Annotated in this window: 15 protein-coding genes; 6 read left to right on the top strand and 9 right to left on the bottom strand. The window is 66.3% G+C overall.

Going from position 1 to position 18875, the window contains the following annotated elements:
- Positions 1-119: 119 nt before the first annotated feature.
- Positions 120-563 carry a phasin family protein gene (locus IEV87_RS03440; protein WP_188476273.1) on the bottom strand — a complete coding sequence of 148 codons (444 nt, stop codon included), beginning with the start codon at positions 561-563 and terminating at the stop codon, positions 120-122.
- A 146-nt stretch (positions 564-709) separates the two neighbouring features.
- Entirely contained in the window at positions 710-2530 is a 1821-nt protein-coding gene (phaC, locus tag IEV87_RS03435) for a class I poly(R)-hydroxyalkanoic acid synthase (RefSeq protein WP_188476272.1), read from the bottom strand.
- A gap of 132 nt (positions 2531-2662) precedes the next feature.
- Between phaC and phaZ the strand changes: the two genes are divergently transcribed.
- Positions 2663-3958, top strand: coding sequence for a polyhydroxyalkanoate depolymerase (gene phaZ, locus IEV87_RS03430; RefSeq protein ID WP_188476271.1), 1296 nt, complete (start codon positions 2663-2665; stop codon positions 3956-3958).
- Positions 3959-4686: 728 nt separating this feature from the next.
- Here the strand turns inward: phaZ and IEV87_RS03425 are convergent.
- Positions 4687-5148, bottom strand: coding sequence for a methylated-DNA--[protein]-cysteine S-methyltransferase (locus IEV87_RS03425; RefSeq protein WP_188478331.1), 462 nt, complete (start codon positions 5146-5148; stop codon positions 4687-4689).
- Between the two features lie 148 nt (positions 5149-5296).
- Between IEV87_RS03425 and IEV87_RS03420 the strand changes: the two genes are divergently transcribed.
- The 3 genes from IEV87_RS03420 (at position 5297) to IEV87_RS03410 (ending at position 7976) form a co-directional block, all read left to right on the top strand.
- The gene (locus IEV87_RS03420) at positions 5297-6304 is read left to right on the top strand and encodes an NAD(P)H-dependent flavin oxidoreductase (protein WP_188476270.1); all 1008 of its coding nucleotides are present in this window, start codon (positions 5297-5299) and stop codon (positions 6302-6304) included.
- Entirely contained in the window at positions 6301-6711 is a 411-nt protein-coding gene (locus tag IEV87_RS03415) for a VOC family protein (protein WP_188476269.1), read from the top strand. The genes IEV87_RS03420 and IEV87_RS03415 overlap by 4 nt, the downstream gene beginning before the upstream one ends.
- A gap of 122 nt (positions 6712-6833) precedes the next feature.
- Positions 6834-7976 (top strand): lytic murein transglycosylase, encoded by a 1143-nt coding sequence (locus IEV87_RS03410; RefSeq protein WP_188476268.1) that lies wholly within the window; start codon positions 6834-6836, stop codon positions 7974-7976.
- On the opposite strand, the gene IEV87_RS03405 is transcribed toward IEV87_RS03410, so the two are convergent.
- From IEV87_RS03405 to IEV87_RS03385, 5 genes are all read right to left on the bottom strand, one after another.
- Positions 7959-8675 carry a nitroreductase gene (locus tag IEV87_RS03405; protein WP_188476267.1) on the bottom strand — a complete coding sequence of 239 codons (717 nt, stop codon included), beginning with the start codon at positions 8673-8675 and terminating at the stop codon, positions 7959-7961. The two genes, IEV87_RS03410 and IEV87_RS03405, sit on opposite strands and share 18 nt — an antisense overlap.
- 100 nt (positions 8676-8775) lie before the next feature.
- Complete coding sequence (locus IEV87_RS03400; RefSeq protein WP_188476266.1) at positions 8776-9882, bottom strand: acyl-CoA dehydrogenase family protein; 1107 nt, start codon at positions 9880-9882, stop codon at positions 8776-8778.
- 1 nt (position 9883) lies between these two features.
- Positions 9884-11086 (bottom strand): acyl-CoA dehydrogenase family protein, encoded by a 1203-nt coding sequence (locus IEV87_RS03395; protein ID WP_188476265.1) that lies wholly within the window; start codon positions 11084-11086, stop codon positions 9884-9886.
- Positions 11087-11096: 10 nt separating this feature from the next.
- Complete coding sequence (locus IEV87_RS03390) at positions 11097-12788, bottom strand: AMP-binding protein (protein ID WP_188476264.1); 1692 nt, start codon at positions 12786-12788, stop codon at positions 11097-11099.
- Positions 12788-14875, bottom strand: a complete 2088-nt coding sequence (locus tag IEV87_RS03385; protein ID WP_188476263.1) for a 3-hydroxyacyl-CoA dehydrogenase NAD-binding domain-containing protein — start codon at positions 14873-14875, stop codon at positions 12788-12790. Before IEV87_RS03385 ends, IEV87_RS03390 begins: the two co-directional genes overlap by 1 nt.
- A 148-nt stretch (positions 14876-15023) precedes the next feature.
- Between IEV87_RS03385 and IEV87_RS03380 the strand changes: the two genes are divergently transcribed.
- Together IEV87_RS03380 and IEV87_RS03375 are read left to right on the top strand one after the other, a co-directional pair.
- Positions 15024-15728 carry a 3-oxoacid CoA-transferase subunit A gene (locus IEV87_RS03380; RefSeq protein ID WP_188476262.1) on the top strand — a complete coding sequence of 235 codons (705 nt, stop codon included), beginning with the start codon at positions 15024-15026 and terminating at the stop codon, positions 15726-15728.
- On the top strand, positions 15725-16399 hold the full coding sequence (locus IEV87_RS03375) for a 3-oxoacid CoA-transferase subunit B (RefSeq protein ID WP_188476261.1): 675 nt from the start codon (positions 15725-15727) through the stop codon (positions 16397-16399). The genes IEV87_RS03380 and IEV87_RS03375 overlap by 4 nt, the downstream gene beginning before the upstream one ends.
- 133 nt (positions 16400-16532) lie before the next feature.
- Here IEV87_RS03375 and IEV87_RS03370 read toward each other — a convergent pair whose 3' ends face one another.
- Positions 16533-18836: a xanthine dehydrogenase family protein molybdopterin-binding subunit gene (locus tag IEV87_RS03370; RefSeq protein ID WP_188476260.1), complete on the bottom strand. Its 2304-nt coding sequence runs from the start codon at positions 18834-18836 to the stop codon at positions 16533-16535.
- Positions 18837-18875 lie beyond the last annotated feature (39 nt).

Below are 18875 nucleotides of genomic sequence, written 5' to 3'. Positions count from 1 at the left end.
CACACCGGCGACAAACGCGGCGAGTCCGGCGGATAACAAAAGAGGCGGGTCCATGGGACCCGCCTCTTCTTTCGCGACACCCTCAGGGAGGAGGAAGGGTGGCGCGGTATTCCGTGAGATTACTTCGCGGCGGCCTTCTTGGCGGCTGCGGTGGTTTCCTTCGCGGCCTTTTGGACGGCGGCAGAGGTTTCCTCGGCCATGTCCTTGCCGGCAGCCATCATCAGCTCGACCGTCTCGGTCTGGGCTTTCTTCGCGATCTCGGCGAAAGAGGCCATGTTCTCTGCAGCCATCTCGGCCGCTGCGGTTGCGAAGTCGGACATCGCCTTGGCGTAGTCGGCGGGCTCGGACTTGACCTTGCTCAGCTCGGCCATCTTGGCCAGCGTGTCCTTGGTCCACTTGGTGGACAGTTCGGTCGACTTCTCGGCCGCTTCCAGCGCAACGCCGGACAGCTTTTCGTTCAGGGTCGCCGAGGTCTTGAAGGACTCTTCGAACGATTTGGTGTCGACCGGGAATGCGCCCATCATGTCTTTCATCATGGCGCTGAAATCTTGAGTGGTAGCCATAGTGTTTCCTTTTCGGTGTCGGCCCCTGACCATTCGGAACCGTATTGCGTCTCCAGAAACAATATGAATGCTGCGCCGCAGAAAATCAAGAGGTTTCCGCTGCGATGCAGAAAATCATGCGGAATCCGGGGGATGACGCCCAAACCTTAGGCGGGAAGGGGTGCCCTGACGTAACTTCCCGGGGCCGGACACAGCGGGGGGTGAGTCGCGTCGCCCGGAATCCGGGCCTCCACCATCTTGCCCGAGTTGGCCGAAAGCCACTCCATCCAGCGCGGCCACCAGCTGCCCTGATGGAACTCCGCCGCCTCCCGCCACTCCTCCGGCGTGCCCGACAGGTCGGGGTTGGTGTAATGCCCGTACTTGCCCTTGCTCGGCGGATTGACGATCCCGGCGATATGGCCGGATTGCGAGACGATGAAGGTCTTCTCCTTCGACCCCATCTTCTGCACGCCGAGGTAACTGGTCTTCCAGGCGGCGATGTGGTCGGTCTCGCAGGTGATGGCGTGCAGCGGCACCGTGACATCCGACACATGCAGCCGCTCGCCGCAAAGCTCGATCCCCTCGGTCACGAATTCGTTGCGCTGGCAAAGCTGGCGCAGGTACTGCACCGCCATCCGGCCCGGAAGGTTGGTGCCGTCCCCGTTCCAGTAAAGCAGATCGAAGGCCGGCGGGGTCTCTCCCATCATGTAACTGCGGATCGCCGGACGATAGATCAGGTCGTTCGATCGCAGGAACGAGAAGGTGCGCGCCATGATATGCGACCGCAGGATCCCGGCCTTGCCGACCTCCGCCTCGATCCCGTCGATGAAGTCGTTCTGAAGGAACGGCGTGAAATCCCCCTGGTCCGAGAAATCGGTCAGCGCCGTGAAAAAGGTCGCGGTATTGACGAAGGACTTCTTCCGGTGCTTCAGCAGCGCCAGCGTCAGCGCCAGCGTGGTGCCCCCGATGCAGTAGCCGATCGCGTTCAGCTTCTTCTGCCCGGTGATCGCCAGCACCTGCTGCATGGCGTCGAGGTAACCCTCCTCGATATAATCCTCCAGCCCGGTCTCGGCATAACTGGTGTCGGGATTGACCCAGGACACGACGAACAGGGTGATCCCCTGCTCCGTCACCCACTTGATAAAGGAATTCTGCGCCTTCAGGTCGAGGATGTAGAACTTGTTGATCCACGGCGGGAAGATGATGAGCGGCATCGCATGCACCTGCTCGGTCTTCGGCGCGTACTGGATCAGCTCCAGCATGCGGTTGCGATAGACCACCTGCCCGTCCGAGGCGCCGATGTTCTCTCCCAGACGGAAGGCAGAGGCATCGGCCAGCCGCACGACAAGTTCCCCGTTGTTCGCCTCGATGTCCGAGATCAGGTTCTCCAGCCCCTTGACCAGGCTCTCGCCCTCGGTCTCCACCGCCTTTTCCAGCGCGTCCGGGTTGGTCGCCAGGAAATTGGTGGGTGCCATCATGTCGATGATCTGCTGGCTGAAATAGGTCAGCCGCTTGCGCTCCGTGTCGTCCAGCCCCTCGGCATCGGCAACCGCCGTGCGGATCGCCTCCGCGTTCAGCATGTACTGCTGCTTGATGAAATTGAACCAGGGGTGCGTCTTCCACAGCGGGTTGGAAAAGCGCGGATCGTCCGGGGTCATGTCCTCCGGCGCGACCAGCTTGCCCGAGGACAGCGCCTTCTGCGCATCCAGGAAATGCTGGATCGACTTGGTCCAGAAGCTCGCCTGATGTTCGAAGACCCGGCCGGGGTTCTGCATCATGTCGGCCCACCATGCACCCGCGGCACGGGTGAAGACCTCCGGATCCGGGCCGTTCAGCGCCGGGTTGACCGGCGTGCGCTTGGCCATCGCCGCCGTCAGGCGCTGCGTCAGCTCGTCCATCCGCTTGAGATTGCAGGCCAGCCGGTCGAGTGCGGCTTCCTCGGCACGCCCCGCATCGGATTCATTGTTTCCGCCGCTTTGAGTTGCCATGTCGCCTCTCCCCCTCTAGATTGCTGCTATGCAGCATCCGCGCTGTCGTCCCCCCGCCCTCCTCCTGGGCCGGGTCAGTCGGGACCGACACCAAGTGCCGATCTGCCCATTCGGACCCGCCGGGAGACGCACATGCGCTATATGGCAACTTACGATCTTATGGAGTCGTTCCGCAACACCCAGCAATGGCTTGGCTCGACCGCGCTCTCCATGGCCTCCTACCCTGCCTTCCAATTGATCCCCAATCCCGCCATCGGCTGGATGGCCGCCTGGGGCGAGGTCGCCGAACGCTCCTTCCGCCGCATGGTGGCCAAGCCCGACTGGGGCATCCACTCCGTCACCTGCAACGACGGCCGCGACCATCTGGTGCAGATCGAGAAGGTGATCGAACGCCCCTTCGGCGACCTCATCCACTTCCACGTTCAGGGCCGTGAGACGCTGCCGCGCAAGATCCTGCTGGTCGCGCCGATGTCCGGCCACTACGCGACGCTGCTGCGCTCCACCGTCATCTCCCTGCTGCCGGACGCCGAGGTCTACATCACCGACTGGCACAATGCCCGCGACATTCCCGTCTCTGAAGGCAAGTTCGATATCGAGGACTACACGCTCTACGTCGTCGATTTCATGAAGCACCTCGGCAAGGACGTGAACGTGATCGCCGTCTGCCAGCCCGCGCCGCTGGTGCTGGCCGCCACCGCCTACCTGGCCGAAATGGACCCGGACGCACAGCCCGCGACCCTCACCCTGATCGGCGGTCCGATCGACCCCGGTGCCACCCCGACAGAGGTGACCGACTTCGGCCATTCCGTCACCATGGGCCAGCTCGAGGAGACGATGATCCAGCGGGTCGGCGCGAACTACGCCGGCATCGGGCGGCGGGTCTATCCCGGCCTGCTGCAGCTGACCTCCTTCATCTCCATGAACCTCGACCGCCACGCCACGGCGTTCCAGGAACAGATCTTCCGCGTGATGCGCGGAGAGGCGTCGGACCACGACCACCACAACCGCTTCTACGACGAATACCTGGCGGTGATGGACATGACGGCGGAATTCTACCTCTCCACCGTGCACCGCATCTTCAAGGAGCATGAGATCGCCGAGAACCGCTTCATGGTCGACGGCCACATGGTCGACATCGGCAAGATTACCGATGTCGCGGTGAAGACGGTCGAAGGGGAGAAGGACGACATCTCCGCCCCCGGCCAGTGCGTCGCCGCGCTCGCACTCTGCACCGGCCTGCCCGACAGCAAGAAGGCGAGCCATCTCGAACCGGGCGCGGGCCACTACGGCATCTTCGCCGGATCGTCCTGGCGCAACAACATCCGCCCGCTGGTGCTCGACTTCATCGACGCCAACGCGACCCCCGCCACCCCGAAGAAGGCCGCCGCGACGCGGACCAGGGCCTCCAAGCTGTCGGTGGCGAAGTAGGCTCTCCCCCCCCCACCTTAATCCGGCCCTCTCCTCCGCGGGAGAGGGAGTGGCCGCGCTCAGCGTCCGTCCGTCACGCCCCACCTCCGGCTCCCCGTCACCCTCGGGCCCGACCCGCGGTTCTCCCGCCACCGGGACAGGCCGGTGATCCCGCACCTCACCCCCGGCCTTTTCCCGACAGACATCGCCACCGGCAGCCGTCGACACGCTCTGCACCTCCCCAAGGCAGCACCTGTCCGATGACAGGTGTACCGCCACCCTCACGGTCCCCCCTTCCTCCAACCGTGACCGCCCCCGGACAAATCATCGCTCAACTGCTAACGAAGCAGCTGCCGCAGGGACGATCAGATGGCACCCGGTCCGCCGACGCATCCGCATCGGACGGGCCGCCAGCGCCAGCCGTTCAAGTCATCCGCAGCAACGCCCCGGAACATCCCGGCGTAGGGTGGGCTTCCAGCCCACCAAGGCGCCACCCTGCCGCGGCGCATAACCATCCCCGCGACTCGACCTCCGCTGGCATCGCGTCCCCGGCACCGACCTCCCCGGCACAGACCTCCCAATACCCCGGTCTCCCCGACGACCCGACCTCCCCGCGAACCGTCATCCTCGGGCTCGCCCCGAGGATCTCCCCGCTCAGCCATCCCCGATCAAACCCTGAGGCCCCTCTTCAACCGTCTACCCGTTTCTGACCAAATGACCCAAATCGTCAATCTGGTCATTTTTGTCCGTCAGATCAGAAGCCCCGCCGCTCCCTCCAGCCGCAGCAGCGCCACCTTCGTCTCCACCCCGCCCGGCGCCGAGAACCCGCCAAGCCCCGTCGCGCCAAGCACCCGGTGACACGGCACGATCACCGGCACGGGATTGAGCCCGCAGGCCTGACCGATCGCCTGCGCCGGACGGCCGAGTTCCCTGGCGAGGTCGCCATAGGTCCGCGTCTCGCCAAGAGGTATCCGCATCAGGCAGCCACAGACCTGCCGTACGATCTCCGATGCTTCCACCCTCACGGGCAGGTTGAACATCGTCAGTTCCCCTGCAAAATAGGCCCGCAGCTGCTCCTCCGCCTCTAAAAGGAGTCTGGACGGCCCCGCCCCCTCCATCCGCCGCCAACCGGCCTCGGTGATGGCCCCGCCGCCGTCACGCAGGCGGAAAGGACCGAACGGGGTGTCTACGGTATGGACGGCATCGCGCATGGCGCGGATCCTGCGCTGCGTCCCCGCGCCGTGCAAGCCCGCTTCCGCCGCGACAGCCTGTTCCATGCACATGCACCCAATTGCATTCCGTCCGCCCCCGCCCCACAATGTCGCCAACACGCGCATTCCCGAGGGAGGAAACCGAGACATGACGCTGCCCGCCCAACTCCAGAACCTGCGGATCCCGCTTATCGGCAGCCCGCTGTTCATCATCTCCAACCCTGACCTGGTGCTGGCCCAGTGCAAGGCGGGGATCGTCGGCTCCTTTCCCGCGCTGAACGCCCGTGAACAGCCCGGCGAGGAGATCGAGCTGGACAAGTGGCTGACCCGCATCGCGGAAGAACTGGACGCCCACAACCAGTCCAACCCCGACTTCCCCGCCGCGCCCTATGCGGTCAACCAGATCGTCCACAAGTCCAACGCCCGGCTGGAGCGCGACGTGGAGATCTGCGTCAAGCACAAGGTGCCGGTCTGGATCACCTCGCTCGGCGCGCAGCCCTGGGTCTACGAGGCCGCGCATTCCGTCGGCGCCATTGTCCTGCATGACATCATCAACGACGTCTTCGCCCACAAGGCCATCGAAAAGGGCGCGGACGGGCTGATCGCCGTCGCCGCCGGGGCCGGTGGCCATGCCGGTGCGCTCTCCCCGCTCGCCCTGATCCAGGAAATCCGCGAATGGTTCGACGGCCCGGTGTTCCTCTCCGGCGCCATCGCCTCCGGTTCCTCCATCCTCGCCGCGCAGGCCATGGGGGCGGACGGCGCCTATGCCGGGTCCGCGTTCATCGCGACGGAGGAAGCCAACGCCGTGCAGGGCTACAAGGACATGATCACGCAGCACGGCGCGTCGGACATCGTCTATTCCAACCTCTTCACCGGGGTCTGGGGCAACTACCTCAAGCCCTCCATCGCCAATGCGGGCATGGACCCCGAGGCGCTGGAACGGTCCGACCCCTCGGCGATGAACTTCGGCTCGGGCGAAGGGTCCAAGGCGAAGAAATGGAAGGACATCTGGGGATCGGGCCAGGGCATCGGTGCCATCCGGGAGGTCGTTCCGGCGGCGCAGCTGGTCGACCGTTTCGCCCGCGAATATGCCGAGGCGCAGCAGCGGCTGGCCGGAACGCTCGGCTGGACCGCCCAGGCCAAGGCGGCAGAGTGAGCTACACCCTCGGGCGGCTGGTCGATCACCTCGGCCTCTGGGCCAGTGACGCCGCCGCCTCCCGTCGTTTCTACGGCGCGATCCTCGCTGCCCTCGGGCGGGAGGTGGAGGACGACGGGGACACCCTGAATTCGGACGAACTTTACGTCGCTGCCAGCACCGCGGGCACCGTCACCCGCGGCCTGCACCTGTGTTTTCAGGCCGGCAGCCGCGCCGAGGTTGACGCCTTCCACGCCGCCGGCCTCGACGCGGGCGGCCGCGACAACGGCGCGCCGGGCCTGCGCGACTATCACCCCGGCTACTATGCCGCGTTCCTCCTCGACCCGGACGGCAACAACATCGAGGCCAAGGTGGACGAACGCGTCACCACGCGGTCGGCTGCGGCGATCACGGTGCGGACCGGCTGATCCCAAGGCGCGGCATGGCGCAGACCTGCCCGCGCGCCGAGACCCGCCGACATGCATCCGGCCCTATGACTCCTCCGCCGCCTGTGCTCTAATCTCCCCGAAACACGGCGGAGACCATGGACATGAGCAGCAGACGTATTTTCCTGACCGGCATCACCTCGCTCACCGCTCTGGCGGCCTGCGGCGGCGTGCCAATGCCGTCCACCCGCAGCCCGGCGGCCGCGATCCCCGACGACCTGCGCCCCGTCGCCAACAGCGGCTTCGATGCCTGGGTCGCCGCCTTCCGCCCCCGCGCCTCTGCAGCCGGGATCTCCGATACGACCCTGAACGCCGCCTTCCGCGGTGCGGGCTTCATCCCCGGCGTCGTGACCCGCGACCGCGATCAGCCGGAAACCTCCTATTCGCTCGAGGATTACCTCGCCATCGCCGCCTCCGAGGAACGGCTCGCCAAGGGCCGCGCCGCCTTCGCCCGCGAACGCAGTACGCTGAACGCGCTGGAAAGCCGCTATGGCGTCGACGCGGAAATCATCTGCGCGATCTGGGGCCTTGAAAGCCAGTATGGCGAACGGCGCGGCACCGTCCCCGTGATCTCTGCCTGCGCTACGCTGGCCTTTGACGGACGCCGCGGCGCGTTCTTCGAGAAACAGCTCATCGCCGCGCTGAAGATTCTCCAGTCCGGCGACACCACGCCCGACCGCATGGTCGGAAGCTGGGCCGGGGCCATGGGGCACACCCAGTTCATCCCGACCTCCTACCTCGCTTTCGCTGTCGATTTCACCGGCGACGGGCGGCGCGACATCTGGTCCGACGACCCGACCGACGCACTTGCCTCTACCGCCGCCTACCTTGCGAAGTCCGGCTGGACGCGCGGGCTGAAATGGGGCGGCGAGACCGGCGCGCCGGGCACCCCCGCGGGCCGCACCATCACGCCCCAGCCCGGCGGCCCCAGCTTCACCGTCACCGGCAACTTCGCCGCCATCAAGCGCTACAACAACTCCGACCTCTACGCGATCGGCATCGGCCATCTCGCCGACCGGATCGGCGGTGCGGGACCGATCCGCGCCTCCTTCCCGCCCGACCGCTTCGGCCTGACAAAGCAGGACCGCATCACGCTGCAACAGAAGCTGACTGCGAAAGGCTTTGACACCGGCGGCACTTCCGGCGTGATCGGCCCGAAAAGCCGCGCCGCCATCACCGCCTACCAGCAGGCAAACGGGCTGCCGGTCACCGGCCAGCCCTCGGTGGAGCTACTCCGCGGCCTCTGACAGCCGCCAGCCCATGCCGTCCTCGTCAAACCCCTGGAAGGAGGTGTTTTCCGACAGCTCCCGCCGCAGGGACTTCACCCCGTTCGCGGCAAACCCCTCGTCCGGCCAGCCAAGCGCCACGCAGGTCAGGATCACCTGATCCTCGGGGATGCGCGCGGATTCCCGCACGACGGGCGACTGCATGATCCCCTGCCCGTTGATGACGGCACCAAGCCCCCGCTCCCACGCCGCCAGCACCAGCCCGTAGACCGCCGCGCCAGCGTCGAAAATCGCCACCGGCCCGTGATCGTCCAGCGCCTTGTCATAGGTCACCACGACCGACACCGGCGCATCGAACTGACGGAAGCCGCGCATCACCCAGTCCTGCCGCCGCTCCGCATCCTCGCGCGCGATGCCCATGGCGGCGAACAGCTGCTTGGCGATCTCCACCTGCCGGTCCCGATGCACGCCTTCGTATTTGCCATGCGCCGGAATCTCCCGGCTCGGCGGCACGCCTGCCAGCATCCGCTCCGTGTTCCCGCGCCGAACGGCCTCCAGCACAGCGCCGGTCAGCACGTGGAAATGCCAGGGCTGCGTGTTCATCGACGACGGCGCGAGATTGGCCACCGCCAGGATCTCCTCCATCATCTCCCGGCTCACCGGACGATCCGTGAATCCCCGGATCGACCGCCGGTCCCGCATTGCCTGTTCCAGTTCCATCAAGCTCTCCTTCCCGAACCCGAAGGGCGCAGCCCGCGCCGCGCCCCCGCTTCACCTTGCTCCAAATACTCCCGCCGGAGGCATCTTCCCGCAGGGAAGACTAGGCCGCCAGCCCCCCGGCCTCGCACAGCCGGTCCATGTGGAAATCCCGGTCCCCGTAGGCGATCTCCAGCAGTGTCAGCCGCTTGAAGTAGTGCCCGATGGCATATTCCATCGTCATCCCCACACCGCCATGCAACTGGATCGACATCTGCCCGACGATGCGCGAGGCGTCGACCATCTTCACCTTGGCCGCAGACATCGCAAGGTCCCGCGCCTGCGCATCCGCATCGTCGCACATGACGGACGCATACATCGCCATGGACCGCACCTGCTCCTTCTCCACCACCGCGCCCGCCGCGATATGCTGCAGCGCCTGGAAGGACCCGATCGGGCGGCCGAACTGTTCGCGGCCCTTGATGTATTCCACCGTAAGATCGATGGACTTCTCCATCAGCCCGACGCTTTCGGCCAGCACCGCCGCGACGCCGCGCGCCTCGGCCAGGGCAATCGCGTCCTCTGCCGGAACACCGCCCGACAGCTTCTCCGACGGGGTGCCGTCAAAGCTCAGCTCCGCCGCGCGTTTGCCGTCCTGGGTCTTGTAGGCCCGCGCCTCCATCCCCTTCGCCCCCGCCTTGACCATATAGAGACCAAGCCCCTCCGGACCCATGGCCGTGACGAAGATCAGCGTGGCTTCCGCGCCGAAGGCGACAACCGTCTTGGTCCCGTTCAGGACACCCTCGGCGGAGGCAGAGCACTGCACACCTTCGCCCCGGTCGATCATGCCCGGCTCCAGATGCGCCCAGGTCGGCACTGTCTCGCCCGAGATGATGCCCTCGGCCACCGCCGCCCGCTGCTCTGCCGATCCGGCGGTCAGCAGCGACGGGGCAATCGCCATCGCCTCGGCCCAGGGTTCGTTGGCCAGCGCAAAGCCCATGGCCTCCCCCACGATCATCGTCTCGACCGAGGTGCCGCCGATCCCGCCCTCATCCTCGGAAAAGGGCAGCGCGAAGATCCCGAGATCGGCATAGCCCTGCCAGATCTTCGGATCGAACCCGCCCTCCATCTCCATGTACTTCCTGCGCTTCTCGAAATCGTAGCGATCCGAGAGGAAGCGCGAGACGGAGTCAGAAAGCATCCGCTGTTCGTCATTCAGTTCGAAATTCATGTCAGAGCCCCAGGATTGCCTTCGAGATGATGCCCTTCTGGACCTGATCGGACCCGCCGTAGATCGAGGACTTGCGATAGTTGAAATAGTTCGGTGCCGCCCGTTCGACCCAGTCGTCGCCGATGCGGGCATTGTCGCCTAGTTCGCCGTCCGTCCAGGGCGCGGCCTGTTCTCCGGCCATCTCCACGAACAGTTCTGTCAAATGCTGGATCATCTGCGCGCCCTTGATCTTGATGACCGAGGTCGCCGGATCGGGCTTGCCCGTATCCGCCCCCGCCTGCATCGAGGACAGCACGCGCATCACCGTCATCTCGAGCGCCTTCAGCTCGATCTGCGCCTCAACGAACTTGTCGCGGAACCGGGGATGATCCCAGAGCGGCTTGCCGCGCACGATGCGGGTCTTGGCGATCTCCTTCAGATGCTCCAGCTTGGCCTGGGAGGCGCCGACGCGCGGCGCGCCGAGCCGTTCGTTGCCAAGAAGGAACTTGGCATAGGTCCAGCCCTTGTTGACCTCACCGATCAGGTTCTTCGCCGGTACCTTCACGTCGGTGAAGAAGACGGAGTTGATCTCGTGCCCGCCGTCCATCGTCTGGATCGGATGCACCTCGACCCCCGGCGATTTCATGTCGACGAGCAGGAAGGAAATCCCCTCCTGCTTCTTGCCTTCGTTGCTGGTCCGCACGAGCAGGAAGATCCAGTCGGCATACTGCGCATAGGTGGTCCAGGTCTTTTGCCCGTTGACGATCCACTGCTGGCCGTCCTCGTCCCACTTCGCGCTTGTCTTGAGCGAAGCGAGGTCGGACCCCGCGCCGGGTTCGGAAAAGCCCTGGCAGAACCAGTAGTCGAGCGACGCGATCTTGGGCAGGAATTCCTTCTTCATCTCGTCCGACGCAAAGCGGATCAGCACCGGCCCGATCATGCCGACGTTGAAACCCTGCGGATCCGGCGCGCCGGCGATCTGGTTTTCCTGCTGGAAGATGTACATCTGCGTGACCGACCAGCCCGGCCCGCCCCATTCCGCGGGCCAGCGCGGCGTCGCCCAGCCCTTCTTGTGCAGCGTCTTCTGCCAGCTGACCGTCATCTCCTTGGTCGGCGGATTGCCCTTCTTGATGTGATCCCGCGTCTCGGCCGGGAGGTTGGCGGCGATGAAGTCGCGCACCTCCTGCCGGAAGGCCTCCTCCTCGGGGGTGAATGTCAGCTCCATCTCTCTCTCCTCACGCCGTATCCTCGGCCGCACGGGCCAGTTCCTGTTCCTTGAGCATCTTGCGGGACGCCTTCCCGACCGCCGTGCGCGGCAGATCCGCGCGGAATTCCAGGTGACGCGGGATCTCGTGCCGCCCCAGCTTGTCCGCCAGGAACTCCTGCAGCGCCGACAGGGTGAATTCCGACGCGCCGGGGTTCAGCACCACAAAGGCCTTGGCGCTTTCGCCCCGGTAGGCATCCGGCACGCCGATCACCATCGCCTCCAGCACGTCGGGATGCTGGTGGATCGCGTTCTCGATCGTCAGGGGGTAGACGTTGAAGCCGCCCGACAGGATCAGGTCCTTCTTGCGGTCGACGATGTAGAACCAGCCGTCTTCGTCCATGTAGCCGATGTCGCCGGTCAGGAAGTAACCGTCCCTGGTATAGCAGGCGGCATTCTCTTCCGCCGTCCGGCCCCAGTAGCCGGCGGTGACGTTCGGCCCCTTGATGACCATCTCGCCCGACTGGCCCGGCGGCAGCACCTTCTCGCAGTCGTCCACGTCCACGATCAAGATATCCACGCCCGGCACCGGCACCCCGATGGTGCCCAGCTTTTCGTCCGGCATGCCTTTCGGCACCGTCGTCCCGGCCGGAGAGGTCTCGGTCATCCCCCAGCCCCCGCGGATCTTCAGACCCGTAAGCTGCTTGACCCGGTTGTAAACCTCGACCGGAAGCGGCGCGCCGCCCGACCCGACGTATTCGAGCGAGGACAGGTTCCGCTTGTCGATATCCGGCAGGGCAAGGATCGCGATCCAGGTCGTCGGCACGCCGCCAAGCGATACGATCCCCTTCTTCTCGATCTCGTCGATGGCGGAAGCCGCGTCGAAGCGAAGCCGCAGGCAGAGCGTGCCGCCCTCGCTCACCCGTTTGATCATGCCGGAGCTTAGCCCCATGATGTGGAACAGCGGAGAGTAGCCGAGCGCGGGCTTGCCTGGGGCGGAAGCCGCTTCGTTCTTGCCCATCTCCGAATACATCTGCGAAGTGGTCGCAAGGTTCGAATGTGTCAACATCGCGGCCTTGGGAATGCCGGTCGTACCGCCGGTATATTGCAAAAGTGCAAGGTCTTCCGGGCTGACCGGAGCCGCATCCATGGGGTCCGTGCTCTGCCCGGACAGCAGGTCCTCCACCGCATGCGCCCCGGGCAGAACCGGGCAGTCGCGCCCCTGTGCCGACACCGGATCGGGGCAGAGGTAGAGCGGAGGGCAGGTCCCCGCCTCGATCAGCGACGGGAAGCGGCCCGCGAATTCCGGCGTGGTGAGGGAGATCACCAGCTTCGCACCGGAGTCCTCGAGCTTGTGCGCGATCTCCTGCGTCGCATCCAGCGGCGACAGATGCGTCACCACCCCGCCGGCCCAGAGCGTGCCGAAGAAGAAGATCGGATGCCAGGGACAGTTCGGCAGGTGAAGCGCGACCCGGTCGCCCTTGCCAATGCCCGCCGCCTTCAGCGCCCGCGCCGCCTGGCTGACGAGACCGTGCATCTGGGCATAGGTGAATTCGCGGCCGTAGTATTCGATCATCGCGATGTCCGGCCAGGTGGCGAAACTATGCGCGATGCGGTCGTTCACTGTCTGGGGTTTCGGCGTGAAATGCGGGTCCACCCCCTCGGCGTACCAGCGATACCACGGACGGTCTGCGGGCGCGGTGGCCCTTGCGGTTGCGCTCATCATCCTCTCCCCTTCGACCAGTCGGCAAAGCTGGACCCGGTCTTGGCCAGGTGCTGCAGCAGCGGCTTGGGCTCCAGGTTCGGATCGCCCGAAACCTCGTAATACCCCTTCAGCCGTTCGTAGACATTGCCGACGCCTTCCCGGTCGGCCCAGAACATCGGCCCGCCCTTCGCCAGCGGAAAGCCGAACCCGTTAACCCAGATCAGGTCGAGGTCCGAGGACCGGATCGCGATGCCTTCGTCGAGGATCTGCGCCCCCTCGTTGATGAGCGGGAACAGAAGCCGGTCGAGGATCTCCTGCTCCGGAATCTCGCGCGGGGTGAAGCCGTGTTCGGCGCTTGTTTCGCGGATCAGGTTCTCGACGAAAGGGTCAGGGATCGGCGTGCGTGATCCGCCTTCGTAAAGGTAGAACCCCGCCCCGGTCTTCTGGCCATAACGTCCCATCTCTGCCAGCTTGTCCGCGATCGGGCTCTTCTCTCCCCGCTCCTTCCGCACCGCATAGCCGATGTCGAGCCCGGCAAGGTCGTTCACCGCCAGCGGCCCCATGGCGAACCCGAAGGCCTTCGCCACCCGGTCCACATCCTGCGGCATCGCGCCTTCCAGCAGCATCCGCTGCACCTGCCGCGCCCGTGCCCCGCCCATGCGGTTACCGGCGAACCCGTTGCAGACGCCGACGGTCACGGGAATCTTGCCCGCCTGCTTCCCGACCGTATTCGCGGTCACCAGAATGTCCGGAGACGACTTTTCCCCCCGGATGTTCTCAAGCAGCTTCATGACGTTGGCCGGGGAAAAGAAGTGCATCCCCATGACGTCCGCAGGTCGCGACGTCGCCGCCGCGATCTCATCCACATCCAGCGTGGAGGTATTCGACGCCAGCACCGCACCCGGCTTGGCCACCTTGTCGAGCTCCGCAAAGATCGACTTTTTCAGGTCGAGGTTTTCGTAAACCGCCTCGATCACCATGTCCGCATCCGCCGCCGCCGACAGCTCTGTCGCCAGAGAGATGCGGGACAATGCGCCGTCGACCTCCGCCTCCGTGAAGCCGCCGCGGGCCTGGGTCTTGCGGTAATTCTTCTCGATAATGCCGAAGCCGCGGTCCAGCGCCTCCTGGCTCTTGTCGATCATGACGACGTCATAGCCGCCGGTGGCCATCGACATGGTGATGCCACCGCCCATGGTCCCCGCACCGATCACAGCGATCTTCTTCACCGGGCGCGGCTGCACCTCCTTGCCCACGCCCGGCAGCTTGAGCGCCGCGCGTTCGGCAAAGAAGTGGTGCCGCTGTGCCGCGCTCTCCTCGCCGCTGCGCAGGTCGTGGAAGGTCTCACGCTCCCACTTCGATCCATCGGCGAAATCCATCGTCAGGCAGTTGCGCACCGCCTGAACGCAGGCAGCCGGCGCCTTCAGCCCGCGCGACCGGGACAGCAGGCGTGTCGCCGCCTCCTCGAACGCGATCGGGTCCGCCTTGGTCGACGCCAGCGCCGTGTCATCCCGCGACAGCCGCCGCACCGGTTTGCCCGCAACCTCGCGCGCAAAGGCGATGGCGCCCTCGGTCAGATCGCCCTCGATCACCCGGTCCAGCAGGCCAAGCTTCGCTGCCTCATCCCCGGGGATCGGATCACCGGTCACGATCGGCGGCAGCGCGGCCTCCATCCCGATGGCGCGCGGCAGGCGTTGCGTGCCCCCGGCGCCGGGCAGAAGACCCAGCTTGACCTCGGGCAGGCCCAGCTTCACCGAGGACGGCCCGACCCGGTAGTGACAGCCGAGCGCGATTTCGAACCCGCCGCCAAGGGCCGTGCCGAAGACCGCAGCCACAACCGGCACGTCGGAGGCCTCTATCTCGTCGATCAGCACCGACAGGCCCGGTTCCACCGGCGGCTTGCCGAATTCGGTGATGTCCGCGCCCCCGGAAAAGGTCCGCCCCTTGCAGGCCAGCACGATGGCGCTGACGCCCGCCCCCTGCAAGTCATGCAACCCGTCCCAGATGCCCTTCCGGACCGCGCCGCCAAGCGCGTTCACCGGAGGGTTGTCGATCTCGATGACTCCGACCTCGCCGTCCCGCCGGACGGTGACTTTCTGTTCGCTCAAATCAGTCCTCCCCGCGCCAGGGTTTCCGCATTGCAGAATTCCCTTTTGCACTCTACGGTCACGCTAAAACATGCTGTCGGCACGCGTCAATGGCTATTGACCGACCGGTAGAAAAGCTGAACCATACCCGCAAGACGGAGGACCAGAGGTGCTGGACAGACGATGCAACGACCTGGCCGAAGCCTTTGCCGGCATCGGTGACGGGGCCCGCGTGATGGTCGCGGGCTTTGGTGAGGCAGGTCGGCCGAACATGCTTATCAAGGCGCTTCTGGACAGCGGGATCAAGGACCTGGACCTGATCTCGAACAATGCCGGCGACGGCGAAACCGGGCTCGCCGCGCTGTTCCGCGCGGGCCGGGTGCGCAAGCTGACCTGTTCCTTCCCGCGCGGCGCGATGCAGGACGTGATGCTGGACCTCGTGACCCGCGGCGAGATGGAGCTCGAGGTCATGCCGCAGGGCACCCTGGCCGAGCGGATTCGCGCCGGTGGCTGCGGCATTCCCGCCTTCTACACGCCGACCTCTTTCGGAACGCTTGTCGCGGAGGGCAAGGAGACCCGCGAATTCGACGGGCGCGGCCATGTGCTGGAAACCGCGCTCAAGGCCGAAATCGGTCTGGTAAAGGCGCACAAGGCAGACCGGTTCGGCAACCTGACCTTCGAAAACCTCGCCCGCAACTTCAACCCGCTGATTGCCGCCGCCGCCACCCGCACCATCGTCGAGGCGGACGAGATCGTGGAACTGGGCGACATCGACCCGCACAACGTGCATTCGCCGGGGGTCTTCACCAACTATGTCTTCACGACGCAGCCGGTTTCGGAAGAAAGCTGGCAGGACTGGAGGAAATCCGCATGACCCCGCTGACCCGCGACGGCATCGCAGCCCGCCTTGCCCAGGATATCGAGGACGGCTGGCACGTGAACCTCGGCATCGGCATGCCGGAACTGGTGGCCAATTATCTGCCCGAGGGGCGCGAGATCCTGCTGCATTCGGAAAACGGCATCCTCGGCATGGGTCCGTACCCCGAGGAGAAAGACATCGACTGGACCCTGATCAACGCCGGCAAGAAGCCGATCACGACGGTCAGGGGGGCATCGTTCTTCGACCATGCCTGGAGCTTTGGCATCGTGCGCGGCGGGCACCTGGAGCTGTGCGTTCTGGGGGGCTATCAGGTCGCGCCGAACGGCGACCTCGCCAACTGGGCACGCCGGGCGGATGACCCGCTGCCCTCGATCGGCGGCGCGATGGACCTCGCCGCCGGGGCGCAGCGCATCTACGTGATGATGACCCACACCGACAAGAACGGCGGGCTGAAGGTGGTGGACAAATGCTCCTATCCGCTGACCGGCGCAGGCGTGGTGCGGCGGCTTTTCACCGACCTCTGCGTGATCGACGTGGCGGACGGGCAGTTCACCGTGACCGACATGATCGCCGGCCTGTCGCGGGATGAGCTTCAGGCCCGGACCGGCGCGCCGCTGAGGTTCGCGGACAAGGTCGCGACGCTCGGCAACCTTGCGGCGGCGTGATCCGGCGACGTGACTAACTGGTGGGTTGGAAACCCACCCTGCGCAAACGGCGGGTCAGTCCGTAGGGCGGGTTTTCCACTACCGCGCAAAGACCGGAACCCGCAGGACAGACCCCGCGCCGGGCCGCTCCGCCCTACCCCTTCGCCGACGCAATCGCCGCCCAGACCCGGCCCGGGGTCGCGGGCATCGCGAACTCCGTCACCCCGACCTGGGCGAGCGCGTCCATCACCGCGCTCATCCCTGCCGCGAGCCCGCCGACCGATCCGGCCTCTCCCACGCCCTTGACGCCAAGCGGGTTCATGCCCGTGGGCACCTCGTAGAACCCGCAGTTGTACATCGGCAGGTCCGCGGCGCGGGGCATGGCGTAGTCCATGAAGGACCCTGTCAGTAGCTGTCCGTCGCCCTCCCCGTATTTGATCTCCTCGAGGAAAATCTGCCCCAGGGCCTGGGCCACCCCGCCCTGGATCTGCCCCTCCGCCATCTGCGGCTGCAGCACCCGGCCAATGTCCTCCACAGCGGCGTAACCGACGATGTCGAAGCGCCCCGTCTCCGGGTCCAGCTCCACCTCGCAGATGTGGCAGCCGTTCGGGAAGGTCGGCGCCTCGGGCGAAAATTCTCCGTTTGCCTTCAGGGGGATGCCCTTCTCTCCGGCCACCTTCGCCACCTGGTCCAGCGTGATTTCCCGGTCCGTCCCCGCGATCCGGAACACGCCTTCGGCATATTCGATGTCGGCCACGTCGGCCTCCAGTTCCTCACCGGCCAGCGCCTTCGCATCGGCCAGGATCGTCTCCACCGCGCCCTTGAGAGCCGAGCCGCCCTTGATCATCGCGCCGGAACCGCCCATGCCGCCGCCCTTCGCCATCACGTCGGTGTCGCCCTGCGCATAGGTGACGCGGTCTGCCGAAACCTCGAACCCCTCAGCGGCGAGGTCGATCAGGGCCGTCTCCACCCCCTGTCCGGCGGAAAACGCGCCCGCGGCGACCGAGATCGTGCCGTCGCCATGCAGTTCCACGTTGGTCCAGTCCGCCCCGCGCCGGCCCCACATGCCGCCCGCCGTCTCGATGCAGAGCGCGAGGCCGAACCCGCGCACACGCCCCCTGGCCTGCGAGTCCGCCTGCCGCGCGGCGTATCCGTCCAGCCCGGCGCGCGCGATCCCGGCGTCCATCACCTTTTCGAACGACCCGGAGTCGTAGCCGAAATACCAGTTCGCGGGCCACGGCATCTGGTCTTCGCGGATCAGGTTCCTGCGCCGCAATTCGATCCGGTCATGGCCAAGTTCCCGCGCCGCCTTGTCGATCAGGCTTTCGATGATGAAGGTCGCCTCCGGCCGTCCGGCCCCGCGATAGGGCGCGACGGGAACGGTGTTCGTCAGGTAGCCCCTCAGCCCTCCGGCGATCACCGGCGTCTGGTAAACGCCCGCCACACCACCGAAATTCAATACCGGCGGCAGGGATCGGGCCGAGGCATAGGCGCCCATGTCCAGCTCCAGCATCACGGTAAGCGCCGTGAACCGCCCCTCCGCATCAAGCCCCAGTTCCGCCGTGAACTCCACCGCGCGCCCGCCCTCGTCCGACAGCAGCGCCTCGCTCCGGTCGGCGCGCCAGCGTACGGGGCGGTTCAGCTTGCGGCAGGCCCAGAAGCACAGCATCTCTTCCCGGACCGGGCCGGACTTCATGCCGAAGGCCCCGCCCACATCGGGTCCGACCACGCGGATCGCCGCAGGCTCCATCCCGAAGGCCGCCGCCAGCGCACCGCGCATCGCCGGCGGGTTCTGGTGGCTGGCGTAGAGCCCGAAGCGTCCGCCCGGTTCCGGCCGCGCAAGGGCCGTCCGCGGCTCCATCGTCACCGCCGTCACGCGCGAGATCGGGGCGGACAGCGTCACCCGGTGCGCCGAGGCCGCCAGCGCCGCCTCTGCCGCCGCCCAGTCCCCCCGCGCCCAGTCCGCGCCGAGGTTGCCGGGCCGGTCCGCATGTACCAGCCGCGCGCCATCGGCCTTGGCGTCGGAAATCGTGACGACCGCTTCGTGTTCGGACAGGTCCGCGGCCACGACCTCTGCCGCGTCCAGCGCCGCCTCGCGCGTCTCTGCCACCACCATGGCCAGCGGTTCGCCGATGAACCGCGCCTCGTCCCGCGCCAGAAGGTAGCGGTCCGTCTGCACCCATTTGTGCCCGTCCGGCCCTTCAAGCGCCATGGCCGCCGAAACCGCCCCGACCCCGTCCCCGGCAAGATCAGCCTCGGTAAAGACCGCCACCACGCCCGGCATCTCCACCGCGTCCGACACGTCGATGCCCGCGATCGACGCCGCACCGTAGGGCGAACGCACGAACACCGCCCAGAGCGCGCCCTCCGCCTTAAGGTCGTCGGTATACCGGCCCTGTCCGGTCGTCAGGCGATAATCCTCGACGCGTCCCCTGCGGGGGGTGCGGGTGTCAGTCATGGGAATCTCCTCGATCGGCGGCCCCGCGTTCCGGGGGCC

This window comes from Primorskyibacter flagellatus, from assembly GCF_014638275.1.
Taxonomy (GTDB): Bacteria; Pseudomonadota; Alphaproteobacteria; order Rhodobacterales; family Rhodobacteraceae; genus Pseudooceanicola; species Pseudooceanicola flagellatus_A.
The sequence above is the reverse complement of the archived record's forward strand: the minus strand, read 5'-3'. Positions and strand labels throughout refer to the sequence as shown.

Coding starts and splice junctions, on each gene's coding strand:
- IEV87_RS03440 (WP_188476273.1), bottom strand. CDS start 563: ATGGCTACCACTCAAGATTTCAGCGCCATGATGAAAGACATGATGGGC.
- phaC (WP_188476272.1), bottom strand. CDS start 2,530: ATGGCAACTCAAAGCGGCGGAAACAATGAATCCGATGCGGGGCGTGCC.
- phaZ (WP_188476271.1), top strand. CDS start 2,663: ATGCGCTATATGGCAACTTACGATCTTATGGAGTCGTTCCGCAACACC.
- IEV87_RS03425 (WP_188478331.1), bottom strand. CDS start 5,148: ATGCGCGATGCCGTCCATACCGTAGACACCCCGTTCGGTCCTTTCCGC.
- IEV87_RS03420 (WP_188476270.1), top strand. CDS start 5,297: ATGACGCTGCCCGCCCAACTCCAGAACCTGCGGATCCCGCTTATCGGC.
- IEV87_RS03410 (WP_188476268.1), top strand. CDS start 6,834: ATGAGCAGCAGACGTATTTTCCTGACCGGCATCACCTCGCTCACCGCT.
- IEV87_RS03405 (WP_188476267.1), bottom strand. CDS start 8,675: ATGGAACTGGAACAGGCAATGCGGGACCGGCGGTCGATCCGGGGATTC.
- IEV87_RS03400 (WP_188476266.1), bottom strand. CDS start 9,882: ATGAATTTCGAACTGAATGACGAACAGCGGATGCTTTCTGACTCCGTC.
- IEV87_RS03395 (WP_188476265.1), bottom strand. CDS start 11,086: ATGGAGCTGACATTCACCCCCGAGGAGGAGGCCTTCCGGCAGGAGGTG.
- IEV87_RS03390 (WP_188476264.1), bottom strand. CDS start 12,788: ATGAGCGCAACCGCAAGGGCCACCGCGCCCGCAGACCGTCCGTGGTAT.
- IEV87_RS03375 (WP_188476261.1), top strand. CDS start 15,725: ATGACCCCGCTGACCCGCGACGGCATCGCAGCCCGCCTTGCCCAGGAT.
- IEV87_RS03370 (WP_188476260.1), bottom strand. CDS start 18,836: ATGACTGACACCCGCACCCCCCGCAGGGGACGCGTCGAGGATTATCGC.